The sequence below is a fragment of the Zhihengliuella halotolerans genome, from assembly GCF_004217565.1.
Taxonomy (GTDB): Bacteria; Actinomycetota; Actinomycetes; order Actinomycetales; family Micrococcaceae; genus Zhihengliuella; species Zhihengliuella halotolerans.
In genome coordinates, this window is sequence record NZ_SHLA01000001.1 from 3,178,658 (window position 1) to 3,205,259 (window position 26,602).

At 68.3% G+C, this 26,602-nt stretch carries 23 protein-coding genes and 1 tRNA gene; 10 read left to right on the top strand and 14 right to left on the bottom strand.

The genetic code is table 11. The features are described from left to right. Positions 1 to 52: 52 nt before the first annotated feature. A complete protein-coding gene (locus EV380_RS14625; protein ID WP_130451731.1) occupies positions 53 to 1,483 on the bottom strand; it encodes an APC family permease in 1,431 nt (476 codons plus the stop codon). Positions 1,484 to 1,805: 322 nt separating this feature from the next. On the opposite strand from EV380_RS14625, the gene EV380_RS14630 reads away from it, so the two are divergent. Then, positions 1,806 to 2,153: a zinc ribbon domain-containing protein YjdM gene (locus EV380_RS14630; RefSeq protein WP_130451732.1), complete on the top strand. Its 348-nt coding sequence runs from the start codon at positions 1,806 to 1,808 to the stop codon at positions 2,151 to 2,153. A gap of 31 nt (positions 2,154 to 2,184) precedes the next feature. Here EV380_RS14630 and EV380_RS14635 read toward each other — a convergent pair whose 3' ends face one another. Beyond that, a complete protein-coding gene (locus EV380_RS14635; protein ID WP_423219029.1) occupies positions 2,185 to 3,150 on the bottom strand; it encodes an HhH-GPD family protein in 966 nt (321 codons plus the stop codon). A 62-nt stretch (positions 3,151 to 3,212) separates the two neighbouring features. Here EV380_RS14635 and EV380_RS14640 point away from each other — a divergent pair, with 62 nt between their 5' ends. Genes EV380_RS14640 through EV380_RS14650 form a run of 3 tightly spaced genes read left to right on the top strand, consistent with a single transcriptional unit; the run spans position 3,213 to position 4,601 of the window. Beyond that, entirely contained in the window at positions 3,213 to 3,875 is a 663-nt protein-coding gene (locus EV380_RS14640) for a hypothetical protein (RefSeq protein ID WP_130451733.1), read from the top strand. A 49-nt stretch (positions 3,876 to 3,924) separates the two neighbouring features. Continuing rightward, positions 3,925 to 4,218 (top strand): ArsR/SmtB family transcription factor, encoded by a 294-nt coding sequence (locus tag EV380_RS14645; RefSeq protein ID WP_102160421.1) that lies wholly within the window; start codon positions 3,925 to 3,927, stop codon positions 4,216 to 4,218. Beyond that, positions 4,215 to 4,601 (top strand): VOC family protein, encoded by a 387-nt coding sequence (locus EV380_RS14650; RefSeq protein WP_130451734.1) that lies wholly within the window; start codon positions 4,215 to 4,217, stop codon positions 4,599 to 4,601. Before EV380_RS14645 ends, EV380_RS14650 begins: the two co-directional genes overlap by 4 nt. A 126-nt stretch (positions 4,602 to 4,727) precedes the next feature. Here EV380_RS14650 and EV380_RS14655 read toward each other — a convergent pair whose 3' ends face one another. The 4 genes from EV380_RS14655 to EV380_RS14670 all read right to left on the bottom strand — a co-directional run bounded on the left by EV380_RS14655 (position 4,728) and on the right by EV380_RS14670 (position 10,521). Next, positions 4,728 to 6,665 carry an HNH endonuclease signature motif containing protein gene (locus EV380_RS14655; protein ID WP_130451735.1) on the bottom strand — a complete coding sequence of 646 codons (1,938 nt, stop codon included), beginning with the start codon at positions 6,663 to 6,665 and terminating at the stop codon, positions 4,728 to 4,730. 182 nt (positions 6,666 to 6,847) lie between these two features. Next, positions 6,848 to 7,924, bottom strand: a complete 1,077-nt coding sequence (gene disA / locus EV380_RS14660; RefSeq protein ID WP_130451736.1) for a DNA integrity scanning diadenylate cyclase DisA — start codon at positions 7,922 to 7,924, stop codon at positions 6,848 to 6,850. A gap of 69 nt (positions 7,925 to 7,993) precedes the next feature. Then, the gene (radA, locus tag EV380_RS14665; protein WP_130451737.1) at positions 7,994 to 9,370 is read right to left on the bottom strand and encodes a DNA repair protein RadA; all 1,377 of its coding nucleotides are present in this window, start codon (positions 9,368 to 9,370) and stop codon (positions 7,994 to 7,996) included. Positions 9,371 to 9,399: 29 nt separating this feature from the next. After that, on the bottom strand, positions 9,400 to 10,521 hold the full coding sequence (locus EV380_RS14670) for an FUSC family protein (protein ID WP_130451738.1): 1,122 nt from the start codon (positions 10,519 to 10,521) through the stop codon (positions 9,400 to 9,402). A gap of 172 nt (positions 10,522 to 10,693) precedes the next feature. Here EV380_RS14670 and pstS point away from each other — a divergent pair, with 172 nt between their 5' ends. The 4 genes from pstS (at position 10,694) to pstB (ending at position 14,848) form a co-directional block, all read left to right on the top strand. Next, positions 10,694 to 11,806 carry a phosphate ABC transporter substrate-binding protein PstS gene (gene pstS, locus EV380_RS14675; protein WP_423219030.1) on the top strand — a complete coding sequence of 371 codons (1,113 nt, stop codon included), beginning with the start codon at positions 10,694 to 10,696 and terminating at the stop codon, positions 11,804 to 11,806. Between the two features lie 157 nt (positions 11,807 to 11,963). Then, the gene (gene pstC / locus EV380_RS14680) at positions 11,964 to 12,914 is read left to right on the top strand and encodes a phosphate ABC transporter permease subunit PstC (RefSeq protein ID WP_207219442.1); all 951 of its coding nucleotides are present in this window, start codon (positions 11,964 to 11,966) and stop codon (positions 12,912 to 12,914) included. After that, the gene (pstA, locus tag EV380_RS14685; RefSeq protein WP_130451740.1) at positions 12,914 to 14,038 is read left to right on the top strand and encodes a phosphate ABC transporter permease PstA; all 1,125 of its coding nucleotides are present in this window, start codon (positions 12,914 to 12,916) and stop codon (positions 14,036 to 14,038) included. The genes pstC and pstA overlap by 1 nt, the downstream gene beginning before the upstream one ends. Positions 14,039 to 14,068: 30 nt before the next feature. Then, positions 14,069 to 14,848 (top strand): phosphate ABC transporter ATP-binding protein PstB, encoded by a 780-nt coding sequence (gene pstB / locus EV380_RS14690; RefSeq protein WP_130451741.1) that lies wholly within the window; start codon positions 14,069 to 14,071, stop codon positions 14,846 to 14,848. Between the two features lie 221 nt (positions 14,849 to 15,069). Here pstB and EV380_RS14695 read toward each other — a convergent pair whose 3' ends face one another. From EV380_RS14695 to EV380_RS14705, 3 genes are all read right to left on the bottom strand, one after another. After that, entirely contained in the window at positions 15,070 to 16,089 is a 1,020-nt protein-coding gene (locus EV380_RS14695; protein WP_130451742.1) for an inorganic phosphate transporter, read from the bottom strand. Positions 16,090 to 16,095: 6 nt separating this feature from the next. Further along, the gene (locus EV380_RS14700) at positions 16,096 to 16,713 is read right to left on the bottom strand and encodes a DUF47 domain-containing protein (RefSeq protein WP_102158224.1); all 618 of its coding nucleotides are present in this window, start codon (positions 16,711 to 16,713) and stop codon (positions 16,096 to 16,098) included. A 270-nt stretch (positions 16,714 to 16,983) separates the two neighbouring features. Then, a complete protein-coding gene (locus EV380_RS14705; RefSeq protein ID WP_130451743.1) occupies positions 16,984 to 17,643 on the bottom strand; it encodes a hypothetical protein in 660 nt (219 codons plus the stop codon). A gap of 275 nt (positions 17,644 to 17,918) precedes the next feature. Between EV380_RS14705 and EV380_RS14710 the strand changes: the two genes are divergently transcribed. Continuing rightward, positions 17,919 to 17,991 (top strand) — tRNA-Lys (locus EV380_RS14710). A gap of 114 nt (positions 17,992 to 18,105) precedes the next feature. Here EV380_RS14710 and EV380_RS14715 read toward each other — a convergent pair. Continuing rightward, a complete protein-coding gene (locus EV380_RS14715; RefSeq protein ID WP_130451744.1) occupies positions 18,106 to 19,281 on the bottom strand; it encodes a hypothetical protein in 1,176 nt (391 codons plus the stop codon). Between the two features lie 332 nt (positions 19,282 to 19,613). Between EV380_RS14715 and metH the strand changes: the two genes are divergently transcribed. Continuing rightward, positions 19,614 to 23,195, top strand: a complete 3,582-nt coding sequence (gene metH / locus EV380_RS14720) for a methionine synthase (protein WP_423219031.1) — start codon at positions 19,614 to 19,616, stop codon at positions 23,193 to 23,195. Here the strand turns inward: metH and EV380_RS14725 are convergent, their stop codons facing one another. From EV380_RS14725 to EV380_RS14740, 4 genes are all read right to left on the bottom strand, one after another. Next, complete coding sequence (locus EV380_RS14725) at positions 23,196 to 24,296, bottom strand: serine hydrolase domain-containing protein (protein WP_130451746.1); 1,101 nt, start codon at positions 24,294 to 24,296, stop codon at positions 23,196 to 23,198. A gap of 38 nt (positions 24,297 to 24,334) precedes the next feature. Then, a complete protein-coding gene (locus tag EV380_RS14730; protein WP_130451747.1) occupies positions 24,335 to 24,934 on the bottom strand; it encodes a DUF6580 family putative transport protein in 600 nt (199 codons plus the stop codon). After that, a complete protein-coding gene (locus EV380_RS14735; protein ID WP_130451748.1) occupies positions 24,931 to 25,353 on the bottom strand; it encodes a DUF4430 domain-containing protein in 423 nt (140 codons plus the stop codon). The genes EV380_RS14730 and EV380_RS14735 overlap by 4 nt, the downstream gene beginning before the upstream one ends. A gap of 121 nt (positions 25,354 to 25,474) precedes the next feature. Beyond that, positions 25,475 to 26,569 carry a PQQ-dependent sugar dehydrogenase gene (locus EV380_RS14740; RefSeq protein WP_130451749.1) on the bottom strand — a complete coding sequence of 365 codons (1,095 nt, stop codon included), beginning with the start codon at positions 26,567 to 26,569 and terminating at the stop codon, positions 25,475 to 25,477. Between the last annotated feature and the right edge of the window lie 33 nt (positions 26,570 to 26,602).

Genomic DNA, 26,602 nt, shown 5'->3' on the forward strand with positions numbered 1-26,602 from the left:
ACCTCTGGAAGCCTAGCGGACGACCACCAGGCCTCGTCGTGGCGTTCGCCTCCTAGCGCGCGTTGCGGGTGCGCACGGCGGCGAGAACCTTCTCCTCGGCATCCACGCCCGGAGTGATGCCCGCGGGGACGCGGAAGAAGAATACGGCGCCGAGCGCCCACCACACGGCGAAGATCAGCCACGGCTCCCACGTGAGCGAGGCCGGCATGCCGGGCATGTAGAGGCTGAAAAGGGCTGCAGTGAGGATGACCGAGATCCAGCCGATGGCCTCGCCTCCGCGGCCGACACCACCGATGCGCAGTGGGCGGTCCATCCCTGGTTCGCGTCGTCGCAGCACCAGGAACGTCACCGAGACCAGGAAGTAGGCCACGATGATGCTCGGCGCGCCGGAGTCGACGAGCCAGCCGAGCATCTGTGCCCCGAAGAACGGGGCCAGCATCGAGATGCCGCCGATGAACATCAGCGCCTTGTACGGTGTGCGGTATTTGGGGTGCAGGTCGGCGAACCACTCGGGCAGCATGCCGCTGCGCGCCAGCGAGTAGATGAGGCGCGAGGCGCCGAGCAGGAGGGAGTTCCATGAGGTGAGGATGCCGGCGATGCCGCCGGCGATCATGACTTTCGACATGAACGCGGAACCGAACATCGCGCCGAACGCGTCCGCCGTCGCGATGTCGGCTCCGGCGAGATCCGCCGCGGGCATCGCCGTCGACGTCGTCAGGACCACCATGACGTACCAGGCGGTCGCGAGTACGACGGACAGGACCACGAGCGCACCGATCCTGCGCGCCGGGATGTTGACCTCCTCAGCGGACTGGGGGATCACGTCGAAGCCGATGAAGAGGAACGGCACGGCCACGAGCACCGCGAAGAATCCGGCCATCCCGCCGCTGAAGAGTGGCTGCATGTTCTGCGCTTCGCCGCCGGCGAACGAGCCGAAGATCAGGAGCAACCCGATGATCAGCAGGAACAGGACTGTGAACGTCTGGACCACACCGGCCTGTTTGGCGCCGCGGATGTTGATCCACGTCAGGGCCACGGCCGCCGCCACCCCGACGAGCGCCCACGTCAGATGGACCTCGAATCCCGCGACCGTCCACAGGGGGATCTGGCTGACGCCCGGGAAGATGTACTCGACCGTGCGTGGAAGGGCCACCGCCTCGAACGCCACGATCGTGACGTAGCCGCCGGTGATGCCCCAGGAGCCGATGAACGAGGGGCGTGGCCCGAGTGCCCGGAGGATGAAGTTGTGCTCGCCGCCGGCCTTCGGCATGGAGCCCGTGAGCTCGGCGTAGGTCAGGCCGACGACGGCCATGATTCCACCGCCGACGAGCATTGCGGCCGTCGCCCCGAGCGTTCCGGCGCTCTCGAGCCAGCCGCCGGTCAGCACCACCCAGCCGAAGCCGATCATGGCTCCGAACCCGAGCGCGAGGGCGTCGATGTTTCCAAGGGACTTCGCGAGCGTGCGCGGCTCGGTACTGCTCATGGGGTGGCCTTTCCGTGTCTGAGCTGCGACGACGGATCCGTTGCCGACAGCGATGCTGGCTGGGGGAAGATTTTCGCACCCTGATGGGGCGGACAAGGGCAACGTCGCTCTTGCGTCCGCTTTGTTACGCGGCGGGCTCCGGTACGGGCGCGCCCGGCCCTCTCGTGACCATCCGCGTCGACGACGGGCACGCGCTGATCGCGACTTGCGACAACCTGACGACCGCGGACCTCGTCGTCAGGTGAAGCCCGGTCGGCAGCCCGTAGAATTGGCTGGTCCTACGGGCTCCTGCCGGCTCGACGTCCGTCCGAGAAAGAAGACCATGAGCGATTCGCTTCCGCCCTGCCCGGAGTGCCGCGGCGCCTACACCTACGAGATGGGCGCTCTCCTGGTCTGCCCCGAGTGCGCCCACGAGTGGAGCCCGGAGGCTGAAACGGCCGCCGAGTCGGAGCGCGTGGTCAAGGACGCCGTCGGCAACGTCCTCGCCGACGGGGACACGGTCTCGATCGTCAAGACCATGAAGGTCAAAGGAGCGCAGAGTGCGCTGAAGGCGGGCACCAAGGTCCGGAACATCCGGCTCGTCGACGGCAGCGGCGATCACGACATCGCGGCCAAGGTGGACGGGTTCGGGCCGATGGAACTCAAGTCGTCCATCGTCAAGAAGATCTGAGCCCTGCGAGGATCATCTGACCTGCGGGGCGTCAGTGCGGCAAGCTGATTCCGTGCGCGCCCTCGTGGGCCAGCCCGTCCGCGAGCAGCGACGCCAGACACCGCTCCAGCTGGTCGGCCTTCGCGTCCGTCGCGAGCACGACGTCGGCGGCCACCAGCTCGTCCCGACCCAAGGGGGCATCCGCCCCGCGGAGCACCGCCATGAACGCCCCGCGCACCTGCCGGTCCGTGCCGGCCCACGGCTGGCCCTTCGGCGTGTAGTGCGGGGCCGGCTGGCCGGCCTCGATCCACGCGCAGGACGACGCCACCGGGCACGCGTCGCACTTCGGGTTTCGCGCCGTGCACACCAGCGCGCCCAGCTCCATGACCGCGGCGTTCCAGCGACACGCGAGCGCGCCGTCGTCGTACTCGCCCCACGGGCCGGGAAGTCGCGGGTCCGCCGCGTCGCGCGGTGGCATGAGCGCCGCCGCGAGGCGCGCTTCGGCGGCGGTGTAGCTGGGTTCGGGTAGGGCATTGCCGGTGATGGCGCGGGCGTGCACGCGGCGGATGTTGGTGTCGACGACGGTTTCCGGGGCACCGAACGCGAAGCACGCGATCGCGGCGGCCGTGTAGTCGCCGACTCCGGGCAGCGAGATGAGTTCGTCGAACGAGCCGGGGACTTCGCCGTCGTGGTCCTCGACGATCCGCTGGGCCGCCGCGTGCAGGCGCAGAGCTCGCCGCGGATAGCCGAGCTTGCCCCACGCGCGCAGCGCCTCGCCGGACGGCTCCGCCGCGAGATCCGCGGGCGTCGGCCAGCGCTCCATCCACTCGTGCCACACCGGCAACACGCGCACGACCGGGGTCTGCTGCAGCATGTATTCGCTGACCATCACGCCCCACGCGCCGGCCTCGGGGCGCCGCCAGGGCAGGTCGCGCCCGTGGACGTCGAACCAGTGCGTTATCTGCGTGTGCAGCCGGTGCAGGTCGGCAGGGGCGGGGGTCAGGGTTGTCTTCTGCACCCGAATACCCTAACGCGGCGCGCGTTCCGCGCTCACCGGCCGCGCGGTTATACGCTTGCAGCATGCCAACCCCTCGTCGTCGATCCAGCCCGGCCGTCTACCGCCGCCGGCGCCTGGTCGTGCTGCTCGCGATGCTCGTTGTCGTCGGCCTCATCGTCTGGGGATCCATCGCCGCGGTCGGTGCGCTTCGCGCTGCGACGACAGCGGACCCGGACGTGACGGCCAACCCGCCTGAAGGCGGCGGAGGCGACGACGGATCGCCGTCGGAGGGTGACGGTGCGGGCGCCTCGAAGAGCCCGGAGTCGACGGAGGAACCGACGAGCTGCCAGCCGCGCGACGTCGTTGTGAAGGCTTCGACCGAGCAGCGGAGGTACGGGCCCGAGGAGAACCCGGTGCTGGTCATGACCGTGGAGAATTCGGGCGGATTCGACTGCGAGGTCAACGTCGGCACGGGGGAGCAGGAGTTCCTGGTCACAAGCGGCAAGGACACTGCGACGTCCACCGCAGACCGCATCTTCTCGACCGCCGACTGCCTCGCGGATCCGGCGGATCTGCACATCACCTTGAAGCCCGGGCAGCAGGAGACGGCCCGTTTCACGTGGGAGCGCGAACGCAGCGCACCGGGCTGCCAGGCCGTGTCGGCGAAGCCGCGACCGGGCACGTACCTCTTTCAGGCGAAGCTCGGGAACCGCGAGTCCAGTGTCGCCGTCTTCGAGCTTCAGTAGTCGCCGCCACCCATTGACAGGCAAGCACATACTTGCATAATCTCGGGCCATGGCAGGAGACGTCTTCAAGGCCTTGGCTGACCCGACTCGCCGCTGCATTCTGGACGAACTCGTCGAACGCGACGGGCAGACGCTTTTCGAGCTGTGTACTCGTCTGGTCTCCAAGCACGGCCTCGATCTGTCACGACAGGGCGTCAGCCAGCACCTGGCGGTCCTCGAGGAGGCTGGCCTGGTCCGCACTCGTCGCAGTGGCCGATACAAGTTCCACGACCTGAATATCGAACCCCTCGAGACCCTGGCCACTCGGTGGCTGCGGCCTCCGAAGCCAGGAGGAGAAGCATGAGAATTCACCAGTTGAGCGTTTTCGTCGAGGACCAGGAGGCGGCCCTCCGCTTCTACACGGACGTCCTCGATTTCGTGAAGCGGCACGACATCCCGCTCGGCGCGGACCGGTGGCTCACCGTCGTCGCTCCGGACGAGCAGGACGGGCCGGAGGTTCTGCTCGAGCCCAATCGTCACCCTGCCGCACGCCAATACCAGGAGGCGCTTGCCGCCGATGGCATCCCGGTCGTCTCGTTCGCCGTGGACGATGTGGAGGCCGAGTTCGAGCGGCTCAAAGGCCTGGGGGTCAAGTTCACCCAGGATCCGCTGACGATGGGCCCGGCCACGACTGCCGTCTTCGACGATACCTGCGGCAATCTCGTGCAGATCATCCACGTCAACTAGTCCGAGTCGGCGTCCTCGGCGTCGCTCTGGTGGGCTCGCCGGATCTCGACCTGTTCCAGCGTCCTTGACCGCACTCGGTCGCGGCGGCTCCGCGGTTCCCGATGCGCTACTGCAGTTCCGGAGGGTTCACCAGGGTGGTTCGTCGTCTGCTGCGTTCCATCGTCGCCGGCGTTCCTCGGCGGCCTCTTCGAGGCTCCGCCCTGTGGCAGGGTCCCAGCGGGTCGGGGAGCCTTCTTCGAGCGTGAAGGGGCGTGCGGTCTCGCTCGGGTTCCAGCCCGGCGGGCTGTTCTCGTCGCTGCCGCCCGCGCTCGTTCCCGTGTCCACTGCAGGTCTCGTGTTCGGGGCAGAGTCCGGTAGCACGTCCCGTTTCGGTGTGGTCTTGGCTTCGGGTGCCACTGGTGGTGGTGGTTCGGGTCGGTGGTGTCGGCCGCGGCGGGTGAGGACGTTGACTGTTGGGCGGTATGTGCCGGTCGGGTCGTACCAGGGTGGTGCTTTCACGTGTGGGACTCCGTCGGTGATGCTGATGTCCCAGCCGGAGTTTTCGAGGTGGTGGTGGTGGAACCAGCAGAGCAGCACTCCGTTGTCGGTGTGCGTCGGACCGTCCTCGGCGTGCGCGTGCACGTGGTGGATTTCGCACCAGGAGGCCGGGATCGTGCACCCGGGGATCACGCACCCGCCGTCACGGGCCGTGATGGCCCGGCGCTGGTGGGCGTTGAAGACTCGTTCCTTCGTCCCGAGGGCCACGATGCGGCCAGCACGGTCGAAGAGGACTTTCTGCACGGCCCCGGCGCACGCGATGCGGTGGGCGATCCGGGCGGTTGCGGGGATGTCGATGCCGTCCAGGGTCGCGCTCCCGGCCGGATCGGTGAGGTCTTCGGCGGTGATGTGCACGAGCAGGGTCGCGGCGTCCCCGCCCAGTGTTGGGGTTTCGGCGGAGCGGGCGGCAGCGGTGAGGATGGAGGCGAGTACGTCGTGGCGTTTCTGCGCGGGCGTGCGCTCATCCACGACCGCCGGCGTCCCGGAGGTCGTGCCGGTCTCAGCAGTAGTGCCGCCAGCAGTGCTGGCCTCACCTGCGGCTTCGGAACCGGCGACATTGTCGCCGTCCGCGCCGCCGTGCGTGGCTGCAGCATCCTCAGCGCCGGTAGCGCCGGCGTGGGTTTCTGGGTTCGGGTCGGTGCCGTGGTGGCGGGCCGCGGGATTCAGATACGCCGCGAGGAGCCGGGTGAGTTGGGCGGCGGTTTCGGGCATCAAGTTCCCGCGGACAGGGATCAGCCCGTCCCGGGCCGACCCGAGAGTCAGGCCGCGGCGTGCGGCGGCACGGGTGGCCTCGGGATCGGGTCCGTCCTGATCCAGGTGCGCTTCCCAGACCTGGGAGTGGATCTTGACCTCCGCGAACGTCGCCGCCGGCATCCCGCCGGCGCCTTTGTCGGTGGAGCCGTCCGGAGTGCCGGTGCCGTCGTCCGGGCCGCTGCTGGAGCTGTCGTCGGCATCGGCCGCCGAGTCCTGTGTCGCGAAGTCTCTTCCGGTGGTGGCGGTGGCGGTGGCCACGAGCGCCGCCTCGGCCGCGGCCGCCGCACCCGGGTCCGCCCGCGGGCCGACGCGGGTAAGCATCCCGGTGAGCAGTTCCGCGGTCTCGATGCCCAGGCTCCCGGCGTGCAGGGCGTCCGCGATGTCGGGGAACCGCGCGGGAAGCTCTTCACCGGTCAATGAGACACCGGCCCGGGTCCGCGCGTCCAGTCCGGCCCGGCGGCGGACCTCGCGCCCCGGGGCGCCGGTGAGACGCTCGAGCAGCTCACTACCGGTCCGGCACCCGTACCGGGCCGAAAGCCGGTCCTCACCCAGACCCTGACTGGAGCGGTCCTCGATCTCCCCGGCGGCACGTACGCGCAGGGCGTCGACGAGCCGGCCCAGGGCCTCGACCGCACCCGCGGCGTGCACGAGGTCCGCGTCACTCAGGGACCCGACCTCGGGGCAGAGTCCGGTCAGGTGCTCGGCGGCCTCGCGGACCCGGCCCGCGGCGCCGGAAGCGGCGGCGGGGGTCTCCGTGGGGTGCGTGATGGCCATGCCTCTATTTTAGTACAGGACAGCGATTTGTAGTATGGGCTGTGGGTACTTTTGGAAGATGTATTCGATTTGTGGACAGAGAGTGCGAGGCCCTGCGGCCGGGCTCCGCGGGACCTTGATCCGCGGGCTGTAGCGGGGGTGGAGGGACGGGGTGTTGCGAGGTGTCGCGGTGGTTGACCGGGTCAGGAGAAACGGTCGAGCAGGCTCGACTCCGCGACCTTCGAGAGATTCTCCCGGACGGTCCTGGCTCGCTGCTCGCCGATGCCGTCCACGTGCATCAGGTCGGTGATGTCGGCGGCCATCAGCTTCTGCAGGTCGTCGAAGTTCTCCACGAGTCGGCCGGCGACCGCCCGGGGGAGCGCCTTGATGCCCGCGAGTAGACGGTGGCCTTTGGGACGCAGGGGCGACTCGAGGGTGTCGGGGTGGGCGCTGCACCCGAGGACTACCGCGATCTTGTTCAGGTCGATGATCTCCGCTGATGAGAAGTGGCGCAGCTTCGACAGGGCGACGTCGATGGCCTCCGCCGTCGTGCCGTTCTTGGAGTAGTCCTTGAGCAGGATGTCGCTGCCCGGGCCGAGGCCGGCCGTGAGCTCGTCGAGCTGGAGGGACAGCAGGCGGCCGTCGACGCCGAGCTCGAGCACGTACTGGGCGATCTCCTCCGAGATGCGCCGGACCATCTCCTGGCGCTGGAGGACGACGGCGACGTCGCGCACGGTGACCATGGCCTCGATCTCCAGCGATGAGAGCTGGCTCGTGACCTGATCGAGTCGCATCCGGTACCGCTCGAGGGTGGCGAGCGCCTGGTTCGCCCGGGCGAGGATCGGCTCCGAGCCCTCAAGGACGTGGCGGATCCCCTGGACGTAGATCGCGATCGTCTGCATGGACTGCGAGACGGAGATGACCGGGAAGCCCGTCTGGATGGCGACGCGCTCGGCGGTGCGGTGGCGGGTGCCCGATTCCTGCGTCGGGATCGTGTGGTCCGGAACCAGCTGCACTGCGGCACGCAGGATGTTGGAGGAGTCCTTGTCGCACACGATGGCGCCGTCCATCTTCGCGAGCTCGCGCAGGCGGGTGGGGGAGAAATGGATGTTGATGTCGAATCCGCCGGAGCAGATGGAGTCCACTGTCTTGTCGAACCCGAGGACGATCAGGCCGCCCGTGCGCCCGCGCAGGATCCGCTCCAGCCCGTCCCGCAGCTGGGTTCCGGGCGCGACGCGGGCCAGCGTCGCGCGGAGCGCGTCTTCGGGGCTCTTGGTCATGGAGGGTTCCTCTGCGGCGGTGGTGAGTGGTCAGCCCAGTTTATGCCCCGTACGACGACGGCGGGTGGCCTACTTCCTCGGGAATACGGTCTGCAGGGCCTCGGCCAGAGTGGTGACCTCTCGGACTTTGAAGCCACTGGGGATGCCCGTGAGGGGCTCTGGGCTCGGCGGCACGATCGCGTGGGTGAAGCCGAGCCGTTCGGCCTCATGGAGGCGCCGCGAGATCTCGGGCACCCGCCGGACCTCGCCCGCGAGGCCGACTTCCCCGAAGGTCACGAGCCTGCGCGACAGGGGTTGATCGGCGTAGGCGCTGGCCAGCGCCATCGCGGCAGCCAGGTCGACCGCCGGTTCCGTGAGTTTCACGCCGCCGACGGTCGCGACGTAGGTGTCCCGTTCCATGAGGAATACGCTGGCGCGCGCCTGCAGGACCGCCAGCAGCATCGACATGCGCGAGCTGTCGAGGCCGGTGACCGAGCGCCGTGCCTGTCCGCCGGAGGTGGGGGAGACCAGCGCCTGGATCTCGGCGAGGAGGGGACGGCGCCCCTCCAGCGAGACGGTGACACAGGTGCCGGAGACCTGCTGTTCCGTGCCGGCGATGAACAGGCCGCTCGGATCGGCGAGGCCGATGATGCCGTTCTCCGTCAGGTCGAAGCAGCCGACCTCGTCCGTCGGGCCGTAGCGGTTCTTGATCGCCCGCAGTAGGCGCAGGCGGGAGTGCCGCTCGCCGTCGAACTGGCACACGACGTCGACGAGGTGCTCGAGCAGGCGGGGCCCCGCGATCGAGCCCTCCTTGGTCACGTGGCCGACGAGGATCGCGGTCATGTTCCGCTTCTTCGCCGCGCTGATGAGCGACGAAGCGACCTCGCGGATCTGGGTCACGCCCCCGGCGGCGCCGTCGACCTCTGTGGAGGAGAGGGTCTGCACGGAGTCGACGATGAGCACGTCCGGAGACAGCGCCTCGACCTGCCCCAGAGCCTGCGCCAGGTCGGTCTCGGCCGTCAGGTGCAGGGTGTCCGCGATGGCGCCGATCCGGTCCGCACGGAGCTTGACCTGCGCCGCCGACTCCTCGCCCGTGACGTAGAGGACGCGGTTGCCGCTGACGGCTGCCCGCGACGCGACGTCGAGCAGCAGGGTCGACTTGCCGACGCCGGGCTCGCCGGCGAGGAGGATCACCGCCCCGGGCACGAGGCCGCCGCCGAGCACGCGATCGAGTTCGCCGACGTAGGTGGGCCGGAACTGCGCGGCGGAGGCGTCGACGTCGGCGATGATCGGAGCCGGTTCGGCCACCGACGCGGCCTGGGTCCGGGCGCCGACCGGGCCGTTGTCGCCGATGCTGCCCCACGCTTGGCATTCGCCGCAGCGGCCGACCCACTTCACGGTGGTCCAGCCGCACTCGGCGCAGCGGTATCCGGGGGTCTTGCCGCGTGATGATGTCTTGCTCGCCATGGCCCCGACTCTAGCCGCTGCCACCCGCATTAGAGCCTCGGCAGATAGCCGCGTGCCTCCTCGTGGTCGAGGCCTGCGGCCTCCAGCAGGTCCACGGTCATCGGCCGCAGGATCATGACGAGCGATTCGCATTCGAGGCCCGTGACCCCGAACTCGCGCGGATCCAGCTCGGCCGCGCAGGCGGCCAGCTCGACGCGCGCCGCGTGCTCGGCCCGCGACCGCGCGGCGGCGCTCGTCTCCGCGATCGACGCCCTGAGCGGGGTGATCGCGTCGGCCAGCGAGTCGAAGTAGGTCGACAGCGCTTCCGCGTCGGCGGTCCCCACGGCCCCGTGGGTGATCGCCGCGGCGAGTCTGCGCGCGATGACCCGCACGTTGCGCACGGCGAGGTCGGTCTGCTCGGCGACGCGCGCGATCCGCTTGAGTTCGCCGCGCTGCCCACGATAAGCGGGCGACATCGTCGCGATCTCCTTGGCCCCGCGCAGCATGACGGGCAATTCGTCGACGCGCTTCTGCGTGCCGCGTGCCCGCACGAGGGCGTGCCACGCGAGGGTCGAATCGAAGGTGCGCACCGCCGTCGCACTCTCCCGCAGGACCGCGGCGAATTCGTCGAGCAGGCTCTCGAGTTGGGTCGCGGGCTCGTGCCGCGGATTGCGCGGCGTCAGGACGGCGATCAGCAGCGCGAACAGCCCGCCGACGACGGCGTCGGCGCTGCGCGTGAAGACGCCGCCGTCCGGCGCCGGCAGGAGCACGACGAGTAGGGACTGGAGTCCCAGCTGGGTGCTGAAGATCGTTCCGGAGTCCAGGAACCTCGCGATGATCAAGGAGATCAGCACGACGACGGCGGCCTGCCACAGCCCTGAGCCCACCGCGTGCACCAGCAGGTCACCGACGAGGATCCCCAAAGTGCAGCCGCCGGCGACCTCGAGGGTGCGGCGCAAGTGTGTATCGTGGCCGAAACCGAGGGCGATCATGGCGCTCGTCGCGGCGAATAGGGGCCCTTCGTGGCCGAGTAGTTCCTCGGCGATCCAGTAGGCGCCCACGGCGCACACTGTGATCTGCAGGATCTTCCAGGCCGAGGACCTCACGCGCAGCACACCGACTCGTGCGCGGCGCTGGGTGAAGCGCGCGCTGCGGCCTAGATGTTCGGACATTCCCACACGTATAGTCTCGCATGCAGGGGTTTCGTGTGATCTGCGTCTCCAAAGGTGGAAGATGCAAGTGCCGTTAACCTTCCGTTCACCTTTAACGGTCGGGGGCTTTACCTCGGGGCCCTAGTTTCGAGAGCGGTCCTGATTAGAACCCAATCATCCAAGGGGAATGCACGTGAAGAAGCTCAGCTTCGCCAAGTCTGCAGTAGTCCTGTCCGTTGCAGCACTGGCACTGTCCGCCTGTGGCGGCTCGAACAACCCGACGGCCGACGGCGGCGAGAGCGCTGCCGCAGGCGGCGGCGAGCTGTCCGGCACCATCAGCGGCGGCGGCGCCTCCTCGCAGGAAGCAGCCATGACCGCCTGGGTCGACGGTTTCCGCGGCGTCCAGGCCGGTGCCACCGTTCAGTACAACCCGGTCGGCTCCGGTTCCGGTCGCGAGGGCTTCCTCGCCGGCCAGTACGTCTTCGCCGGCTCCGACGCCGCGATGGACGCCGAGGAGCTCGAGTCCTCGCAGGACCAGTGCGGGCCGAACGGCGCCTTCCACATCCCGGGTTACATCTCCCCGGTCGCCGTGGCCTTCAACCTGGAGGGTGTCGACACCCTGAACCTCGATGCCGAGACCATCGCCGCGATTTTCACCGGCGAGATCACCACCTGGGACGACGAGGCCATCGCCTCCCAGAACGACGGCGTTGAGCTGCCCGACACGCCGATCACTGTGGTTCACCGCGCCGACTCCTCGGGCACTACCGAGAACTTCACGGATTATCTCGCCGCGGCCGCACCCGAGAACTGGACCTACGACGTCGTCGAGGACTGGCCGGAGGAGATCGTGGCCGAGAACGCCCAGGGCACGCAGGGCGTCGTCGGCCAGGTCACCGCCACCGATGGTGCCATCACCTACTCCGACGCCTCCGCAGTCGGCGATCTGGGCACGGTGGCCGTCAAGGTCGGCGACGAGTACGTCCCGTACTCGGCCGAGGCCGCCTCCAAGGCTGTTGAGAACGCCAACCCGGTCGAGGGCGCCGCTGAGAACGACATGGCTGTCGAGCTGGACCGCGATACGGATGAGGCCGGCACCTACCCGATCGTCCTCGTGTCGTACCACATCTACTGCAACGACTACGCCGACCAGGAGACTGCTGACCTGGTCAAGGCCTTCGCCGAGTACGTGGTCTCCGAAGACGGCCAGTCGACCGCCGAAGGCTCCGCTGGCAACGCCCCGATCTCCGAGTCGCTCCGCGAGCGCGCACTCGAGTCCATCTCCGGAATCGGCGTCCAAGGCTAAGCAAGCGGTCATTCCGACGCCGAGCGCCTCACGCACGAATGGTCTCCGCGGCAGTCCCTCCGCCACGGAGGCCATTCCGTGCGCGCAGTAGTGTAGGACCCGGGCCCTATGGGCCGGTCCCTCTGACAACGTCACTCCTACCGTTCGAAGGAATCCTGTGACAACCACGACTCAGCAGTCCGCACTGCATGACCCCAAGTCAGCAGGCGGTCGCGCCGGAGATAAGATCTTCTCCGGCATCACGCTGACGGCGGGCATCGTGATCCTGGCCATTCTGGCCTTTGTCGCGCTCTACCTCGTCATCGAATCCCTGCCCGCGCTCACTGCGGGCGAAGGCGAGCTGGCCAACGGCAAGACGAGCTTCTGGAGCTACGTCGGCCCGATGATGGTCGGCACGCTCATCGCCTCCGGCGTCGCCCTGTTGATCGCCACGCCGGTCGCCGTCGGCGTCGCACTCTTCATCTCTCACTACTCCCCGAAGAAGCTCAGCCAGCCGATCGGCTACGTCATCGATCTGCTCGCCGCGATCCCGTCGGTCGTGTATGGCGCCTGGGGCATGACCTTCCTGGGTCCGCTCCTGGTCCCCGCCTACCGGTGGCTGTCCGAGAATGCGGGCTGGATCCCGATCTTCGCCGGCGGCTACTCCCAGACCGGCCGCACGCTCTTCACCGCCTCCGTGGTGCTGGCCGTGATGGTGCTGCCGATCATCACGAGCATGTGCCGCGAGATCTTCGTGCAGACCCCGAAGCTCCACGAAGAAGCGGCGCTGGCCCTTGGCGCGACGCGCTGGGAGATGGTCAAGATGGCCGTCTTCCCGTTCGCCCGCGCTGGCATCGTCTCCGCTGTCATGCTCGGCCTCGGACGCGCCCTCGGTGAAACCATGGCCGTGGCGCTCGTGCTCTCCCCGGGCGTGCTGTCGGCCAACCTGATCTCGGCCGGCAACCAGACGATTCCGGCCGAAATCGCTCTCAACTTCCCCGAGGCCTTCGGGATGCGCCAGAACGAGCTCATCGCGGCCGGCCTGGTCCTCTTCGTCATCACCCTCGTGGTCAACATGATCGCGCGCTGGATCGTCAGCCGCCACAAGGAATTCTCGGGAGCTAACTGATGACCGCCAACGTGAAAACCGAACTCGAGAACAAGGGCCGTTCCCGCCTGACGGTGGGGCAGAAGCCCCGATGGACGTGGGCGGCATGTCTCGCGGGGTCCGCCATCGTCGCCGCCGCGGTCTTGGCACTGATCGGCTTCAATGTCGCCGGCTGGGCCGTTCTGACTGCCGTCCTCTACGTCATCTCGATGTACGTCGCGACGCTGACCATCGAGAACCGACGCAAGGCCACGGACGGAATGTGGACCAACCTCGTAGTTGGTGCGTTCCTGGTGGCCTTGCTCCCCCTGATCTCTGTCATCTGGACAGTGCTTTCCATCGGGCTTCCCGGCCTCCTGGCTCCGGGATTCCTGGCCTCCGACATGCTGGGTGTCACGGGCGCCGTCGACCAGCAGAGCGTGGCGGAGGGAACCGGCGTGCTCGGCGGCGTGAAGCACGCGCTGATCGGCTCACTGCTGATCACACTCGGCGCCACCGTCATCTCGGTCCCGATCGGACTGCTGACCTCCATCTACCTTGTCGAGTACAGCCGAGGCGGCGTCTTCTCGAAGGCCATCACCTTCTTCGTCGATGTCATGACGGGTATTCCGTCGATCGTCGCCGGTCTTTTCGCTGCGGGTCTGATGATGACCCTCGTCGGCCCCGGTACCAACGTCATGGGGTTCTCAGCGGTCCTCGCGCTTTCCGTGCTGATGATCCCCGTCGTCGTCCGCTCCACCGAGGAGATGCTCCGCGTGGTGCCCAATGAACTGCGCGAGGCGTCCTACGCACTCGGCGTCCGCAAATGGCGCACCATTCTGAAGGTCGTCATTCCGACGTCGATTTCGGGTATCGCCTCCGGCGTCACTCTGGCCATCGCCCGCGTGATCGGAGAGACGGCACCGATCCTGGTCACCGCGGGTGTCGCGATCCAGACCAACTGGAACCTCTTCCAGGACTGGATGATGTCGCTGCCGGTCTACATCTACCGGCAGATGATGTTCCCGACGGCCCCGTCGGCCCCCGATCCCTCGGAACAGCGTGCCTGGGCGGCAGCGCTGGTTCTGATCATTATCGTCATGCTGCTGAACCTGATCGCACGTATCGTCGCCAAGACTTTCGCGCCGAAGAAGTCCGGCCGCTAAGCACCCCTCGAGATTTCAAGAAGGAACATCATGTCCAAGCGCATCGACGCCATCGACCTGAACGTCTACTACGGCAAATTCCTTGCCGTTTCAGACGTCAACATCAATATCGAGCCGAAGTCCGTGACTGCCTTCATCGGCCCGTCCGGCTGCGGAAAGACGACCTTCCTGCGGACGCTCAATCGCATGCACGAGGTGCTCCCGGGTGCCCGCGTGGAGGGCAAGCTGCTGCTCGACGGCGACAACATCTACGCCCCGGGCGTGGACCCCGTCGCTGTCCGCTCCAACGTCGGCATGGTCTTTCAGCGGCCGAACCCGTTCCCGACCATGACCATCCGCGAGAACGTGCTGGCCGGGCTCAAGCTCAACGGCAAGCGCATCTCCAAGGGCGACGCGGACGCGATTGTCGAGAAGTCCCTACGCGGGGCGAACCTCTGGAATGAGGTTAAGGACCGGCTCGAGAAGCCGGGCTCCGGCCTCTCCGGCGGCCAGCAGCAGCGCCTCTGCATCGCGCGGACCATCGCGGTGGAGCCGGAGGTAATCCTCATGGACGAGCCGTGCTCCGCGCTCGATCCGATTTCGACGCTCGCCGTCGAGGACCTCATTTCCGAACTGAAGGACGACTACACGGTGGTCATCGTGACGCACAACATGCAGCAGGCGGCACGCGTCTCCGACAAGACGGCGTTCTTCAACATCGCCGGAACGGGCAAGCCGGGCAAGCTGATCGAGTACGCGGAGACGTCGCAGATCTTCAACAACCCGCAGGAGAAGTCGACGGAAGACTACGTCTCCGGCCGATTCGGATAAGCCCGGCGGATTCCATTCTTCCCTGCGGTGGCGAACGGGCTCCGCAGGGAGTGGGCCTGGAGGGCGACCTCCAGGGGATCTTGAGGGGGATCAACGGCGGGTGCCGGCTTCGTGCTGGCGCCCGCCGTTCCGTTTTCGCTGGTGTTTTCCGCTACCCATCCGCCTGTTTCACGGCACCGAGCCCGAGGAAACGGGTTGCTCAGCGTCGAACCCCAGCTCGATCAGCCAAGCAGCGGATGCATTGCCAGGTAGAGCAGCCAGCCCAGCCCCAGGCAGATGACCGGCCCCGTCAGCCAGTAGGTGGCTACACGCAGGACGTTCGCCCAGATGACGGACTCGAACCGTTGATTGGCACCCGCGCCGACGATCGAGCTCGTGACGGCCTGCGTAGTCGAAAGCGGCAGATGGAGCACCAGTGCCCCGGCGAACAGCAGCAGCGCGGAGACGCCTTGGGCCGTCGCGCCGCGCAGCGGGTCGAAGCGCACCAGCCGGTACCCGATCGTGTGGGTGATCCGCCAGCCGCCACCGAGGGCGCCGAGCCCCATGCAGAGGGCCGCCGTCAAGGGGGCCCACCACGGGATGGAATCGGTCGTCTCCGTGCCGGTGTAGATCACGAAGGCGAAGGTGAGGAGGGCGGCGTTTCGCTGTCCGTCCTGCAGGCCGTTGCCCAGTGAGACGGCGAGTGACGTGACCGCCTGCGCGCCGCGACTGACCCGGGTGACGCGCGACGAGGTCGAGTGGCGCATGAACCACGTGGCCGGGATCGTCACGGCGAAGGACACGATGTACGCGACGACCGGAGTGACGATCGTCGGGATGAGGACGCCGCCGAGGATCAGGAGCGGGACGCCGATCGGGTCCTCAGGGTGCAGCAGGGCCGAGGCGAGCAGGGCGCCGGCCAGCCCGGCGAAGAGCGCGTGTGTCGACGAGTGCGGAATACCGCGGAACCATGTCCAGAGCAGCCACGCCGTCGCGGAGATTATCGCCGCCAGCAGCAGACCGAGTCCCGAGGCGGGGGAGTGGTAGTGGAAGGAGGCCCGGTCCAGCAGCGCGAGCGAGAACGACGTCGAGAGCAGGGTTCCGATGAACGCGAAGGCCGCGGCCCCGACGACGGCGATGCGCGGCTGCAGCGCGCCGGTGCGGACCGCTCCTGCGATCGCGTTCGCGACGTCACGGAACCCGTTGAGGACGGTGAATCCGCAGGCTCCGGCGATGACCAGAACAAAGACGAAAGTGTCCATCGAGGACTAGGACTCTTTGACGAGCACGCGGCCCAGATGATCGGCCACGGCGTGCAGGCGCGTGCTGGCGGCGAGCATCTGGTCGGCGACGGCCCGGTGCCGGATGATCGTCGACGAGCGCTGTAGATCTGCTGTCTCTCCGACCCAGGCGTGGTGGGTGCGGCCGACCCGCTTGTTCAGGCGCATGAGCTGCAGCCAGGTGTCCTCGAGGTCGTCCAGCCGGTCCAGGCTGCCCAGCGCCGACGTCGTCAGGGTGGCCTGGCGGCCGACGAGTTCGAGCTGATCGGCGGCGCGGTGGGAAATCCACGTGAGGTCGCCGCTCGTCATGAGTTCGCCGACGCTGCGCAGCTCGCCGACGGTGTCGTGCAAGAGGCGGGAGAACGTGTACAGGTCCTCGCGCGGGACCGGGGTGACGTAGCTCGTCCGCAGTTGCGTCAGGAGTGCGTAGTGCGTGTCGAGGGCCTGCATCTCGGCCCGCTCGAGCGCGTCGAGCTGCTCCTGGTTGTCCTCGGTGAGGACGCCGAGGATCTCGGAGAGTACCTGCACGCAATCCTGGATGTTGGTGCAGAGGTCGCCCAGCAGCTGTAGGCCGCGGGTCTCCTGAGGGAACAGACTGAATTTCACTGGATAAGACCGCCGAAGGGGACGAGGGGAGCAATCGGTCAACATCATACGTGCCGAAGATGTCCCGCCGCCGAGGGGGCGGAGAATTGCGTGAAACCCGCTCCAGGGGCGATCGCCTGCGGGAAGTGGAGTGAACGGCGCCGAACCGGGAACGCCTCTCGGCGGAAGGCCGCTCGAAGCGGCTTAATGTTGAAGCCCGGGGGTCACCGCAGTCCGGCGCCGATCTCCAGTCTTCTCCTCCACGCGCCACGTGTCAACATTTCGGCGGGATCAGTCGAGTTCTCCGCGCCGCCACATCTTCGCCGAGGACTCGAGATCTTCCGCGGTCTTGAGGAGCTGGCCGGCGTCGCGGGTGAGCCGTCTCGCGTGCTTGTCGTTGCTTGGCTCGAGGTCGTGCGCGTGTTCGGCCTGCCCGAGAGCGATCACCCGGCAGAAAGCGGCCGTCCGCTCGAGGGCGACGTCGAACTCGCCGTCGAACGCGCCCGAGAGGATCGAATCCGCCATGGCCCGGAGTTCGTTCGCTCCGGGCGGTTCGGCGGCGCCCGCCACAGCGTGCGCGACCTGGGCGGTCCGGCGGCCCGCTGCGAAGTACGAGGCCATGCGGTCCGGATCATTGACGACGGCGGCGCGCAGCGCGTACAGCCTCCAGAGGGCGCCGGGCAGGGTGTGCGCGGGGCTCTCGGACCAGAGTTCGGCGACCGCCTCCAGACCCTCCTTGTCGGCGAGCTTCACGAGCCGCTCCGTGACCTGCGGATCCTCGGAACCGCGGCCGTGGTGCACCAAAGCCTGGGCGGCGAGATGCGCGGCTTCGGAGACGCGGGCCGGGTCCGGGCCGCCGGCGAACGGCTCGAAGTCGATGGGCGCGAACGGCTTCGGCTTGTGGTGCCGGAACGGTGCGGCCTGATGCTGGCGTGCTGGGTTCGCGTTCATGCGGCTCAGGATACTCCCGTGGCCGGATACTTGCGATGGGTGCGGTCCGGGTGTGGACGGAAACGCAGTGTGCCGTCGTCGTCGCCCTGCGAAACGTCTTGCTCGAGCCATGCGAATGGTAGCGTTCCCGGCCTGCGAAACGTATGGTTCGCGACCTGTGGACCGTAGCGTCCGGGCGGTGTCGTCCGCGCGGTTGGATGCTGCGCAGCGGCGGATCGACGCGGGTGGTGGTGGACGTGCGGTAGCATGGATCGCGGTTCTTTTCGAAGGACCACGGGCCTTTAGCTCAGTTGGTAGAGCACTGGACTTTTAATCCATTGGTCGCGGGTTCGAGCCCCGCAGGGCCCACCGCCGACGCCCCGGCCGGAACCGTTTCGTGCGGTTTTCGGCCGGGGCGTTCTTTGTCCCACTGGGTTTTGGCCTCAATGCTTGCTACCCCGATGTGCGGGGTGCAGATTGCGGTCAGCCGATCAACAATTTCATTATGCGTTTCCACCATGGCTCGCGAGTTGCGACGGGCGAGACAAAAGGCTGCGCATCGGGCTCTGGGGGCACGCGGGCAGGCGGCGCCGTGTGAGGAGTATCCTCAGAAGCCTCGGTCCGTTCGTCTCGGATTCGCGCGTCGTCCACAGCGGCTTGTTCGGCGTCCGCGTGCTCCCCTGCGGCACGATTGAGTTCTTCCAGATCCGCGCAATCTGCATTGGTCTTCTTTTCAGTCGTCTCGCGACGCTGACGTTCCTCGTCTGCGGCTTGGATGGCCGCCTCGTATTTGGCGACGTCAGCGTTCAGCAGCCAGCCGGCCCACATTCCCCCCTGGCGTCCGCGGATCAACCGTGCTTTGTACCATCGTCGCTCGTCATTGAGGACTTGACTGATGAACTTCGTTAACGGTAACTGCGTTGATGTGAATGAACGACGGTCGGGGCTGAGTTTTCCTATGGTCACGCCCACATGCAATTGAACTTCGCATCGGCTGTCGCCTTGCCAGATAGAACGGAGCTGGTTGGCGGTCGGGACTTCCGAACTGCCGCTGACCCGATATCCGAGTCGCACGCAAGGCTCGGTAAATAGTGGGTCACCATGGTTCTTGCCTTTCCCGGTGTTCTTCTGTCGGGCTGACTCTGGAAGGAACCACAGTGTTTGCATACCATTCCACTCACGTGCCTTCCGGCGAGCGGTGAAGTTCGTGGATACTCGCTGCACCTCGAATGCGTAGGGTGGGGTTGAGTCAACGTGTAAGTCGACGCAGGCACCACTGAAGCCCACCTCAAGCCGGGCTGCAAACCCGAGCTCACGGCATATCTCGAGTAGCTTTTGCTGTAGCCACAGGTGCTCGTCCGTCATCGGCCCTCCGCCACCCGCCGAAACGAAGTGATTGCAGCTGCTGCCTGATACATCAGAGAGGAATCTCCTCTTCTTCTGGCTCATCTTGGCGCTGAGTCGCTGAGTGCATTGATCGTCTGGGCAAACTAAGATACGTCCAGTGCGGTGGACGTGCGTCCAGTCCTCATCGTTGTGGATAGAGCGCACGAATGGCTCACCCTGAACGCGCAGAAAGCGCTTTCTCACTTTGTCACGCTGAGCAGCGTTCGTCGGTCTGTGGTTTTTCCCGGAATGGTTCTGGCGCCGTTGCGACATGCCCTTAATTATCCATGTGAGGCCGACATTTTGGGTTGCAGGGAGGACATTTCACTCTAGAGAGACGCAAGAAAAGGCTAGGACGTTTGAGTTCGGTCCGGCGCCCCAACGAACCTCCGGAAGGCGAGGGCAGTAATAACGACCGGACTGAAGCGGGGTGCGGGCAAGACGGGCGAACGCACGACCCGGGCAGCTCCCATTGATTGCAGACCCAGACGTACGAGCCGTTCCTACCGTGCTAAGGAGGCCGCTATCGCCAGGCCTTTCAGGGCCGGGATTCCTGCGGCGTCATGAGCCGCGACACCTGGGGCCCGTCGGTTTATTCTGATGCGGTGATCCCAACGCTTGAAGGCCGCGCCGCCGAACTCCTGCACGCCATCCGCACCCGCGTCGTCGTCGCCGACGGCGCCATGGGCACGATGATCCAGGAGGCCGAGCCGACACTCGACGACTACGAGCAGCACGAGGGCTGCAACGAGGTCCTCAACGCGACCCGGCCGGACATCATCGCCGCGGTGCACGACGCCTATCTCGAGGTCGGCGTCGACGCGATCGAGACCAACACCTTCGGCGCCAACTGGTCCAACCTCTCCGACTACGGGATCGACGACCGCATCCGCGAGCTCGCCCGCGCGGGCGCGGCCCTGGCGCGGGAGCGCGCCGACGCTTATACGACGGCGGAGCACCCCCGCTGGGTGCTCGGCGCGATGGGCCCCGGAACCAAGCTGCCGTCGCTGGGGCACACCACCTACGTGCACTTGCGCGACACGTTCGCCGAGCAGGCCGTCGGACTCATCGAGGGCGGCGTGGACGCCCTGCTCATCGAGACCAGCCAGGACCTGCTGCAGACCAAGTCCGCCGTCAACGGCTGCCGCGCCGCGATCGAGCAGACCGGACGCGCGGTCCCGATCATCACCTCGGTCACCGTCGAGACCACGGGCACGATGCTCATGGGCTCCGAGATCGGGGCGGCCCTGACGACGCTGCAGTCCCTCGGCGTCGACGTCATCGGCCTCAACTGTGCAACCGGGCCGGACCTGATGAGCGAACACCTGCGCGTCCTGGCCCATCACTCCGAGACGCCGCTCGTGTGCATGCCGAACGCGGGCCTGCCCGAGCTGGGCCCGAAAGGTGCGGTCTATCCGCTTCAGCCGGCCGAACTCGCCGCCGCGCACGCGCAGTTCGTCAAGGAGTTCGGTCTCGGTCTGGTCGGCGGCTGTTGCGGCACGACGCCGGAGCATATGCGCCAGGTCGTCGAGGCCGTGCGCGGCCAGCAGCTGCCCGAGCGCACCCCGGAACGGCAGAACGGAGTCGCGTCCCTGTACTCGCACACCGACCTCTCGCAGGAGGCCTCCTACCTGGCGATCGGTGAGCGCACCAACTCCAACGGCTCCAAGGCCTTCCGGGACGCGCTGCTCGAGTCCCGGTGGGATGACATCGTCGACATCGCCCGCGCCCAGACCCGCGAGGGTGCTCACCTGCTCGACGTGTGCGTCGACTACGTGGGCCGCGACGGCGTGACCGACGTGCGCGAGGTCGTCTCGCGGCTCGCAAGCGCGTCGACCCTGCCGCTCGTGATCGACTCGACGGAACCCGAGGTCATCCGGGCCGGCCTCGAGCTGGTCGGCGGCCGCGCCGTCGTGAACTCGGTGAACTTCGAGGACGGCGACGGGCCGGCCTCGCGTTTCCAGCGCATCATGCCGGCGGTCAAGGAGCACGGCGCCGCCGTCATCGCGCTGACGATCGACGAGGAGGGGCAGGCGCGCACGGCCGAGGGCAAGGTGCGCATCGCCTCCCGCCTCATCGATACGCTCGTCGAGCAGTGGGGCATGCGGGTCGACGACATCATCGTCGACGCGCTGACCTTCCCCATCGCGACGGGCCAGGAGGAGACGCGCCGCGACGCGATCGAGACGATCGACGCGATCCGCCAGATCACCGCCCGCTACCCGGGCGTGCACACGACCCTCGGGGTCTCCAACGTGTCCTTCGGCCTGAACCCGGCCGCACGCACCGTGCTGAACTCGGTGTTCCTGCACGAGGCCACGGCCGCCGGTCTCGACTCGGCGATCGTGCACGCGGCGAAGATCCTGCCGCGCACCGCGATCCCCGACGAGCAGTGGCAGGCCGCCGAGAACCTCGTGTGGGACCGGCGGGAGTACGACGACGAGGGGAACCTCACGCACGATCCGCTCTCCCATCTGCTGGAGACGTTCTCGGGCGTCGACTCGGCCGCGCTGCGCGATCAGCGGGCCGCGGAGCTCGAGGCCCTGCCCGTGGGGGAGCGGCTCGAGCGCCGCATCATCGACGGCGCCCGCAAGGGTCTCGAGGCGGACATCGAGACGGCGCTCGCCGACGGGATGGCCGCGCTCGACATCGTGAACACGCACCTGCTCGGCGGCATGAAGGTCGTCGGTGAGCTGTTCGGGTCCGGTGAGATGCAGCTGCCGTTCGTGCTGCAGTCCGCAGAGGTCATGAAGGCCGCCGTCGCGCTGCTCGAGCCGCACATGGAGCGAGTCGAGGGCGAGGAAGACGCCTCGAAGGGCGTGATCGTGCTCGCGACCGTACGCGGGGACGTGCACGACATCGGCAAGAACCTGGTAGACATCATCCTCACCAACAACGGTTACACGGTCATCAACATCGGCATCAAGCAGCCGATCACCGCAATGATCGAGGCGGCCGCGGAGCACAACGCGGACGTCATCGGCATGTCGGGGCTTCTCGTGAAGTCGACTGTCGTGATGAAGGAGAACCTCGAGGAGCTGGCCTCGCGCGGCCTGGCCGAGAAGTGGCCGATCCTGCTCGGCGGTGCCGCTCTGACCCGCACGTTCGTCGAGGACGACCTCGCCTCGCAGTTCCCCGGGGTCGTCCGCTACGCCCGCGACGCGTTCGAGGGCCTGCGCCTCATGGAACCCCTCGTCGCCGTCGCGCGCGGGGCGGATCCGGAGTCCGTGGGGCTGCCCGCACTGAAGAAGCGCCGCCACAACGTGGTGACCGTGACGCAGACCCCGGACGAGGAGCTGCCGGCTCGCTCCGACGTCGTCGCCGACAACCCCGTGCCGACGCCGCCGTTCTGGGGCACGCGCATCGTCAAGGGCATCCAGCTCGCCGACTACGCCGCATTCCTCGACGAGCGGGCCACATTTATGGGCCAGTGGGGGCTCAAGCCCGGCCGCGGTGCCGACGGGGCCTCCTACGAGGAGCTCGTCGAGACGGAGGGACGCCCGCGGCTCGCAGAATGGCTCGAGCGCGTCGCCACGGATCGGATCATGGACCCGACGGTCATCTACGGGTACTTCCCGGCCTGGTCGGAGGGGAACGACGTCGTCATCGCCCACCACGGTGCCACGATGGGCGGCCTCGGCGCGCCCGACGGCGGCTCGGGCGGCGAGCCCGGCACGGAGCGGCTGCGGTTCACGTTCCCCCGGCAGCGCCGCGACCGGCACCTGTGCGTCGCGGACTTCATCCGGCCGCGCGAGTGGGTGGAGGAGACGGGCCAGTTCGACGTCTTCCCGGTCCAGCTCGCGACGGTCGGCGACGACGTCTCCGGGCACACCGCGAAACTGTTCGAGGCCAACCGCTACCGCGAGTACATGGAGCTGCACGGGCTGTCCGTCCAGCTCACGGAGGCGCTTGCGGAGTTCTGGCACTCGCGGGTGCGCGACGAGCTCGGCTTCGCCGGCGAGGACCCGGACGACGTCGACGGCATGTTCAAGCTCGACTACCGGGGCTGCCGGCTCTCGCTCGGCTACCCGGCCTGCCCGGACATGGAGGACCGGCACAAGGTCGTGGAGCTGCTGCGGCCCGAGCGTGTAGGAGTCACGTTGAGCGAGGAACTGCAGCTGCACCCGGAGCAGTCGACGGACGCGTTCGTGCTGCACCACCCGGAGGCCACGTACTTCTCCGTGTAGCTACTGCACCGCGGCGAACAGCTGCATGATCTCCGGGCCCATCTCCACCTGCGTGAGCAGGACCAGGAAGGAGCCGTCGGGGTCGGCGTGCATCGTGGTGCCCAGGCCGCCGGACCAGCCGAACCGGCCCGCGTGCGGGCCCGAAGTCTGTACGGAGACACCGAAACCCCAGCCGGTGCCCTCCCAGAAGCCGGGGAAGAAACTGTCCGGTGTCTTGGCGGCGGACGGCACCTGATCGGCGGTCATCGCTGCGACCAGGCCGGGCTCGAGGAACGCCCGACCCTCGTGGCGGCCGCCGGCGGCGAGCATGCGGGCGAAGCCCGCGTAGTCGCGGATGGTGGAGACCAGCTCCGAGTGGCTGAGGTCGAAGGGCTCGGGCGCGACGTAGAACCCCGCACCGGCCGGTTCGATCTCGACCAGGGCGGCGCCGACGTCGTGCCGGTACGCTGCGGGGAGCCGGTGGGCCGCCTCCGGCGGGACGGCGTAGCCGGTGTCGACCATGCCGAGCGGACCGAACACGTCGCCGCGCAGGTGCTCCTCCAGGGAACCGCCGACGAGGCGGCCGAGCAGGATGCCGAGCAGGCCGAAGGAGTGGTGGTACCGCCAGCCGGTGCCAGGTTGGAAGGCGAGCGGCAGCTGCCCGAGCGCGTCCAGCCATGCCTGGGCGCCGACGTCGAGCGGTTCCTGGCCGGCCTGGGTGCCGTTGGCGATCATCGCCTCCTGCAGCGGGCACGGCGAGGTCATCATGCCGTAGCCGGAGGTGTTGGTCAGCAGGTGCCGGACGGTGATCGGGCTGTCCGCGGGGACGGTGTCGTCGAGGGGAGATTCGGGCGTGCGCAGGACCCGCCGGTTCGCGAGTTCGGGCAGCCAGGCGGCGACGTCGTCGTCCAGATCCAGGTGCCCGGCCTGGACCAGCCGCAGCGCGGCGATCGCGAGGACGGGCTTGGTCATCGACTGGATGCGCACGATCGCGTCGAGCGGCAGGTCCCCGGCCGCGACGTACTCGGTGGGACCGCCGGCGGTGCCGAACGCCGCGAGGGCGCCGGGGACCGTGCCCCGGGCGACGTGTTCTTCCAGGACCTGTCCGAGTCTGTTGGCCATGACCCGATCGTAGCCGGGCGGCCAGCGCGCGGACAGGCCTACGCGCGGACGGGGGCGGTGCTGACCGCGTGCGCGCGCTCGAATCGTTCGACGAGCGAGAGCAGGCCGGCCGCGAGGGGCAGGAGCACCAGATTGCCGATCAGCATCGTGCGCAGGAACGGCAGGCCCGCGGCGTAGCTGGCGAGCAGCCCGTCGAGCCCGGCCGGGTAGAAGGTCCCGCGGCCCTGCAGCCAGACGCCGACGTTGGTCCACAGGTAGAACCCGATCGAACTCCCCGCTCCGAACATGAGCGACGTCGCCACGCGGCGCGCGCCCGTGCTGCGCCGCGTCCACAGGGCCCCGAGGCCGATGAGCAGCCACGCGGACCACGTGAACACGAAGATCCACGAGTTGCCCAGCACGACGTCGCTCACCGCGACGACCGCCAGGGGCGCGAGCGCCGCCAGCCGATGCCGCAGCAGGCCCGCCGCAGCGAACGCGGCGAAGGTCGAGAACTCGAGATTCGGTGGGGCGCCGAGGTCGTTCTTGACGAGCCGCCAGACGACAGCCGCGGCGACGAGCAGCACCGCGGTGACGGGGCGCCACCAGCGGGCCGCGAGGTCCTGCAGGGTCAGATCGCGTGGCCGGACCGGGCTCATTCGAACGTGTCCAGCTTCCACTCGATCTCCTGGCCGTCCTCGGTTTCGAGCGTGCCGGCGCCCTCCTGGGCGAACTCGCCGTCGACGTAGAGGGCCCAGAACTCGTTCGCGTCCGCGTCCACCGCCCGGCCGTCGATGCCGGTCACGAACGCCATCTCGCCTTCACCCGAGACCTCCGCCTCGGGGTCGTTCTCCAGCAGGAGCTCGAGCACGGTCTTCCCGTCCTCGCCCTCGTAGGTGAAGGTCTCGCTGGCGCTTTCGCTGGCGGGCGCGGTGGCGGTTTCCGACGCCGCGGGCGACGTCGTGGTTCCGGGGTCGCCGGTCCCGCCGGAGCAGCCGGTCAGGAGGGCGAGGGACAGGAGGCCTGCGGCCAGAGCGGCGGCATGGCTCTTCGGGATCGTGCGGAAGTCTGTGGTCACGCCGTTAATCATGCTGTATGGCCAAACCCGTCGACAAGCAGTGTTTCGTGTGAGTCCCCGTGCGACGGAATGCGTCGCGCGGACGACGACGGCCGGCCGAGGCACGAGACGGATCGCTCATTCAGTCGGACGGGCTCGCGGGCTGATCCGTATCGACGGCGATGACGCGGTCGTCTCCGGAGGAGGGTGCGCCGCGGCCGTCCGTGTTGTTGGTGAGCAGCCACAGCTCGCCGTCGGGTCCGAGGACGGTGTCGCGCAACCGCCCGTGTTCGCCGGCGAAGTGCTCGGTTGAGGTCTCGGCATCTTCCAGCGGGACCTCGCGGAGCCGCTCGCCGCGCAGGTTCGCGATGAACAGCGAGCCGCCCGTGAACGCCATGCCGGAAGGGCTCGCGTCGGCCGGCCGCCACTGCTGGACGGGGTCGACGAAGCCCTCTCGGCCCGCGATACCCTCGACCTCCGGCCACCCGTAGTTCGCGCCGGCCTCGATGACGTTGAGCTCGTCCCACGTGTTCTGACCGAACTCGCTCGCGTACAGCGTGCCGTCGTCGTCCCACGCGAGCCCCTGGGGGTTGCGATGGCCGTAGCTGTACACCGGGGAGCCGGCGAACGGGTTGTCGTCCGGCACACTCCCGTCGGCTCGCAGGCGCAAGATCTTCCCGCCCAGCGAATCCGGATCCTGCGCGTGCGCGCCGTTGCCGGCGTCGCCCGTCGTGGCGTAGAGCATCCCGTCCGGGCCGAACGCGATCCGGCCCCCGTTGTGGATCCGGGCCGCGGGGATGCCCCCGAGCAGGGGTTCGGGTGGGCCGAGCCCGAGGCTTCCGGGCCCGCCCGTGAGCTCGTACCGCTCGATCCGGTTCTCCCCGTCGGCCGTCGAGTAGGCGTAGAGGAGACCGTCGCGCACGGCGATCCCGAGCAGCCCGCCTTCGCCGCGGGGCGCGACGCCGGCGATCGTGCCGACCGTCCGCGTCTCGCCGTCCGCGCCGAGCTCCAGGATCCGCGCGGTATCCCGCTCGCTGATGAGCGGCGTCTCACCGTGGAACGCGATCGCCCAGGGCGCGTCCAGCCCTTCGGCGACCACGCGCGTCTCCGCGGGGCCGGACGACGACGGCGGCGCCGTCGTCGTGTCCGGAGTCTCCGGCTCGGGGCCGGGCGCGCACGCCGCGAGTGCGCCCAGCACCGCTGCGGCGCCGACGAGCAGTCTCAGGCGACGTTCCATGCCTCCAGTGTGCCCGGCTGCGCCGGACGTGTC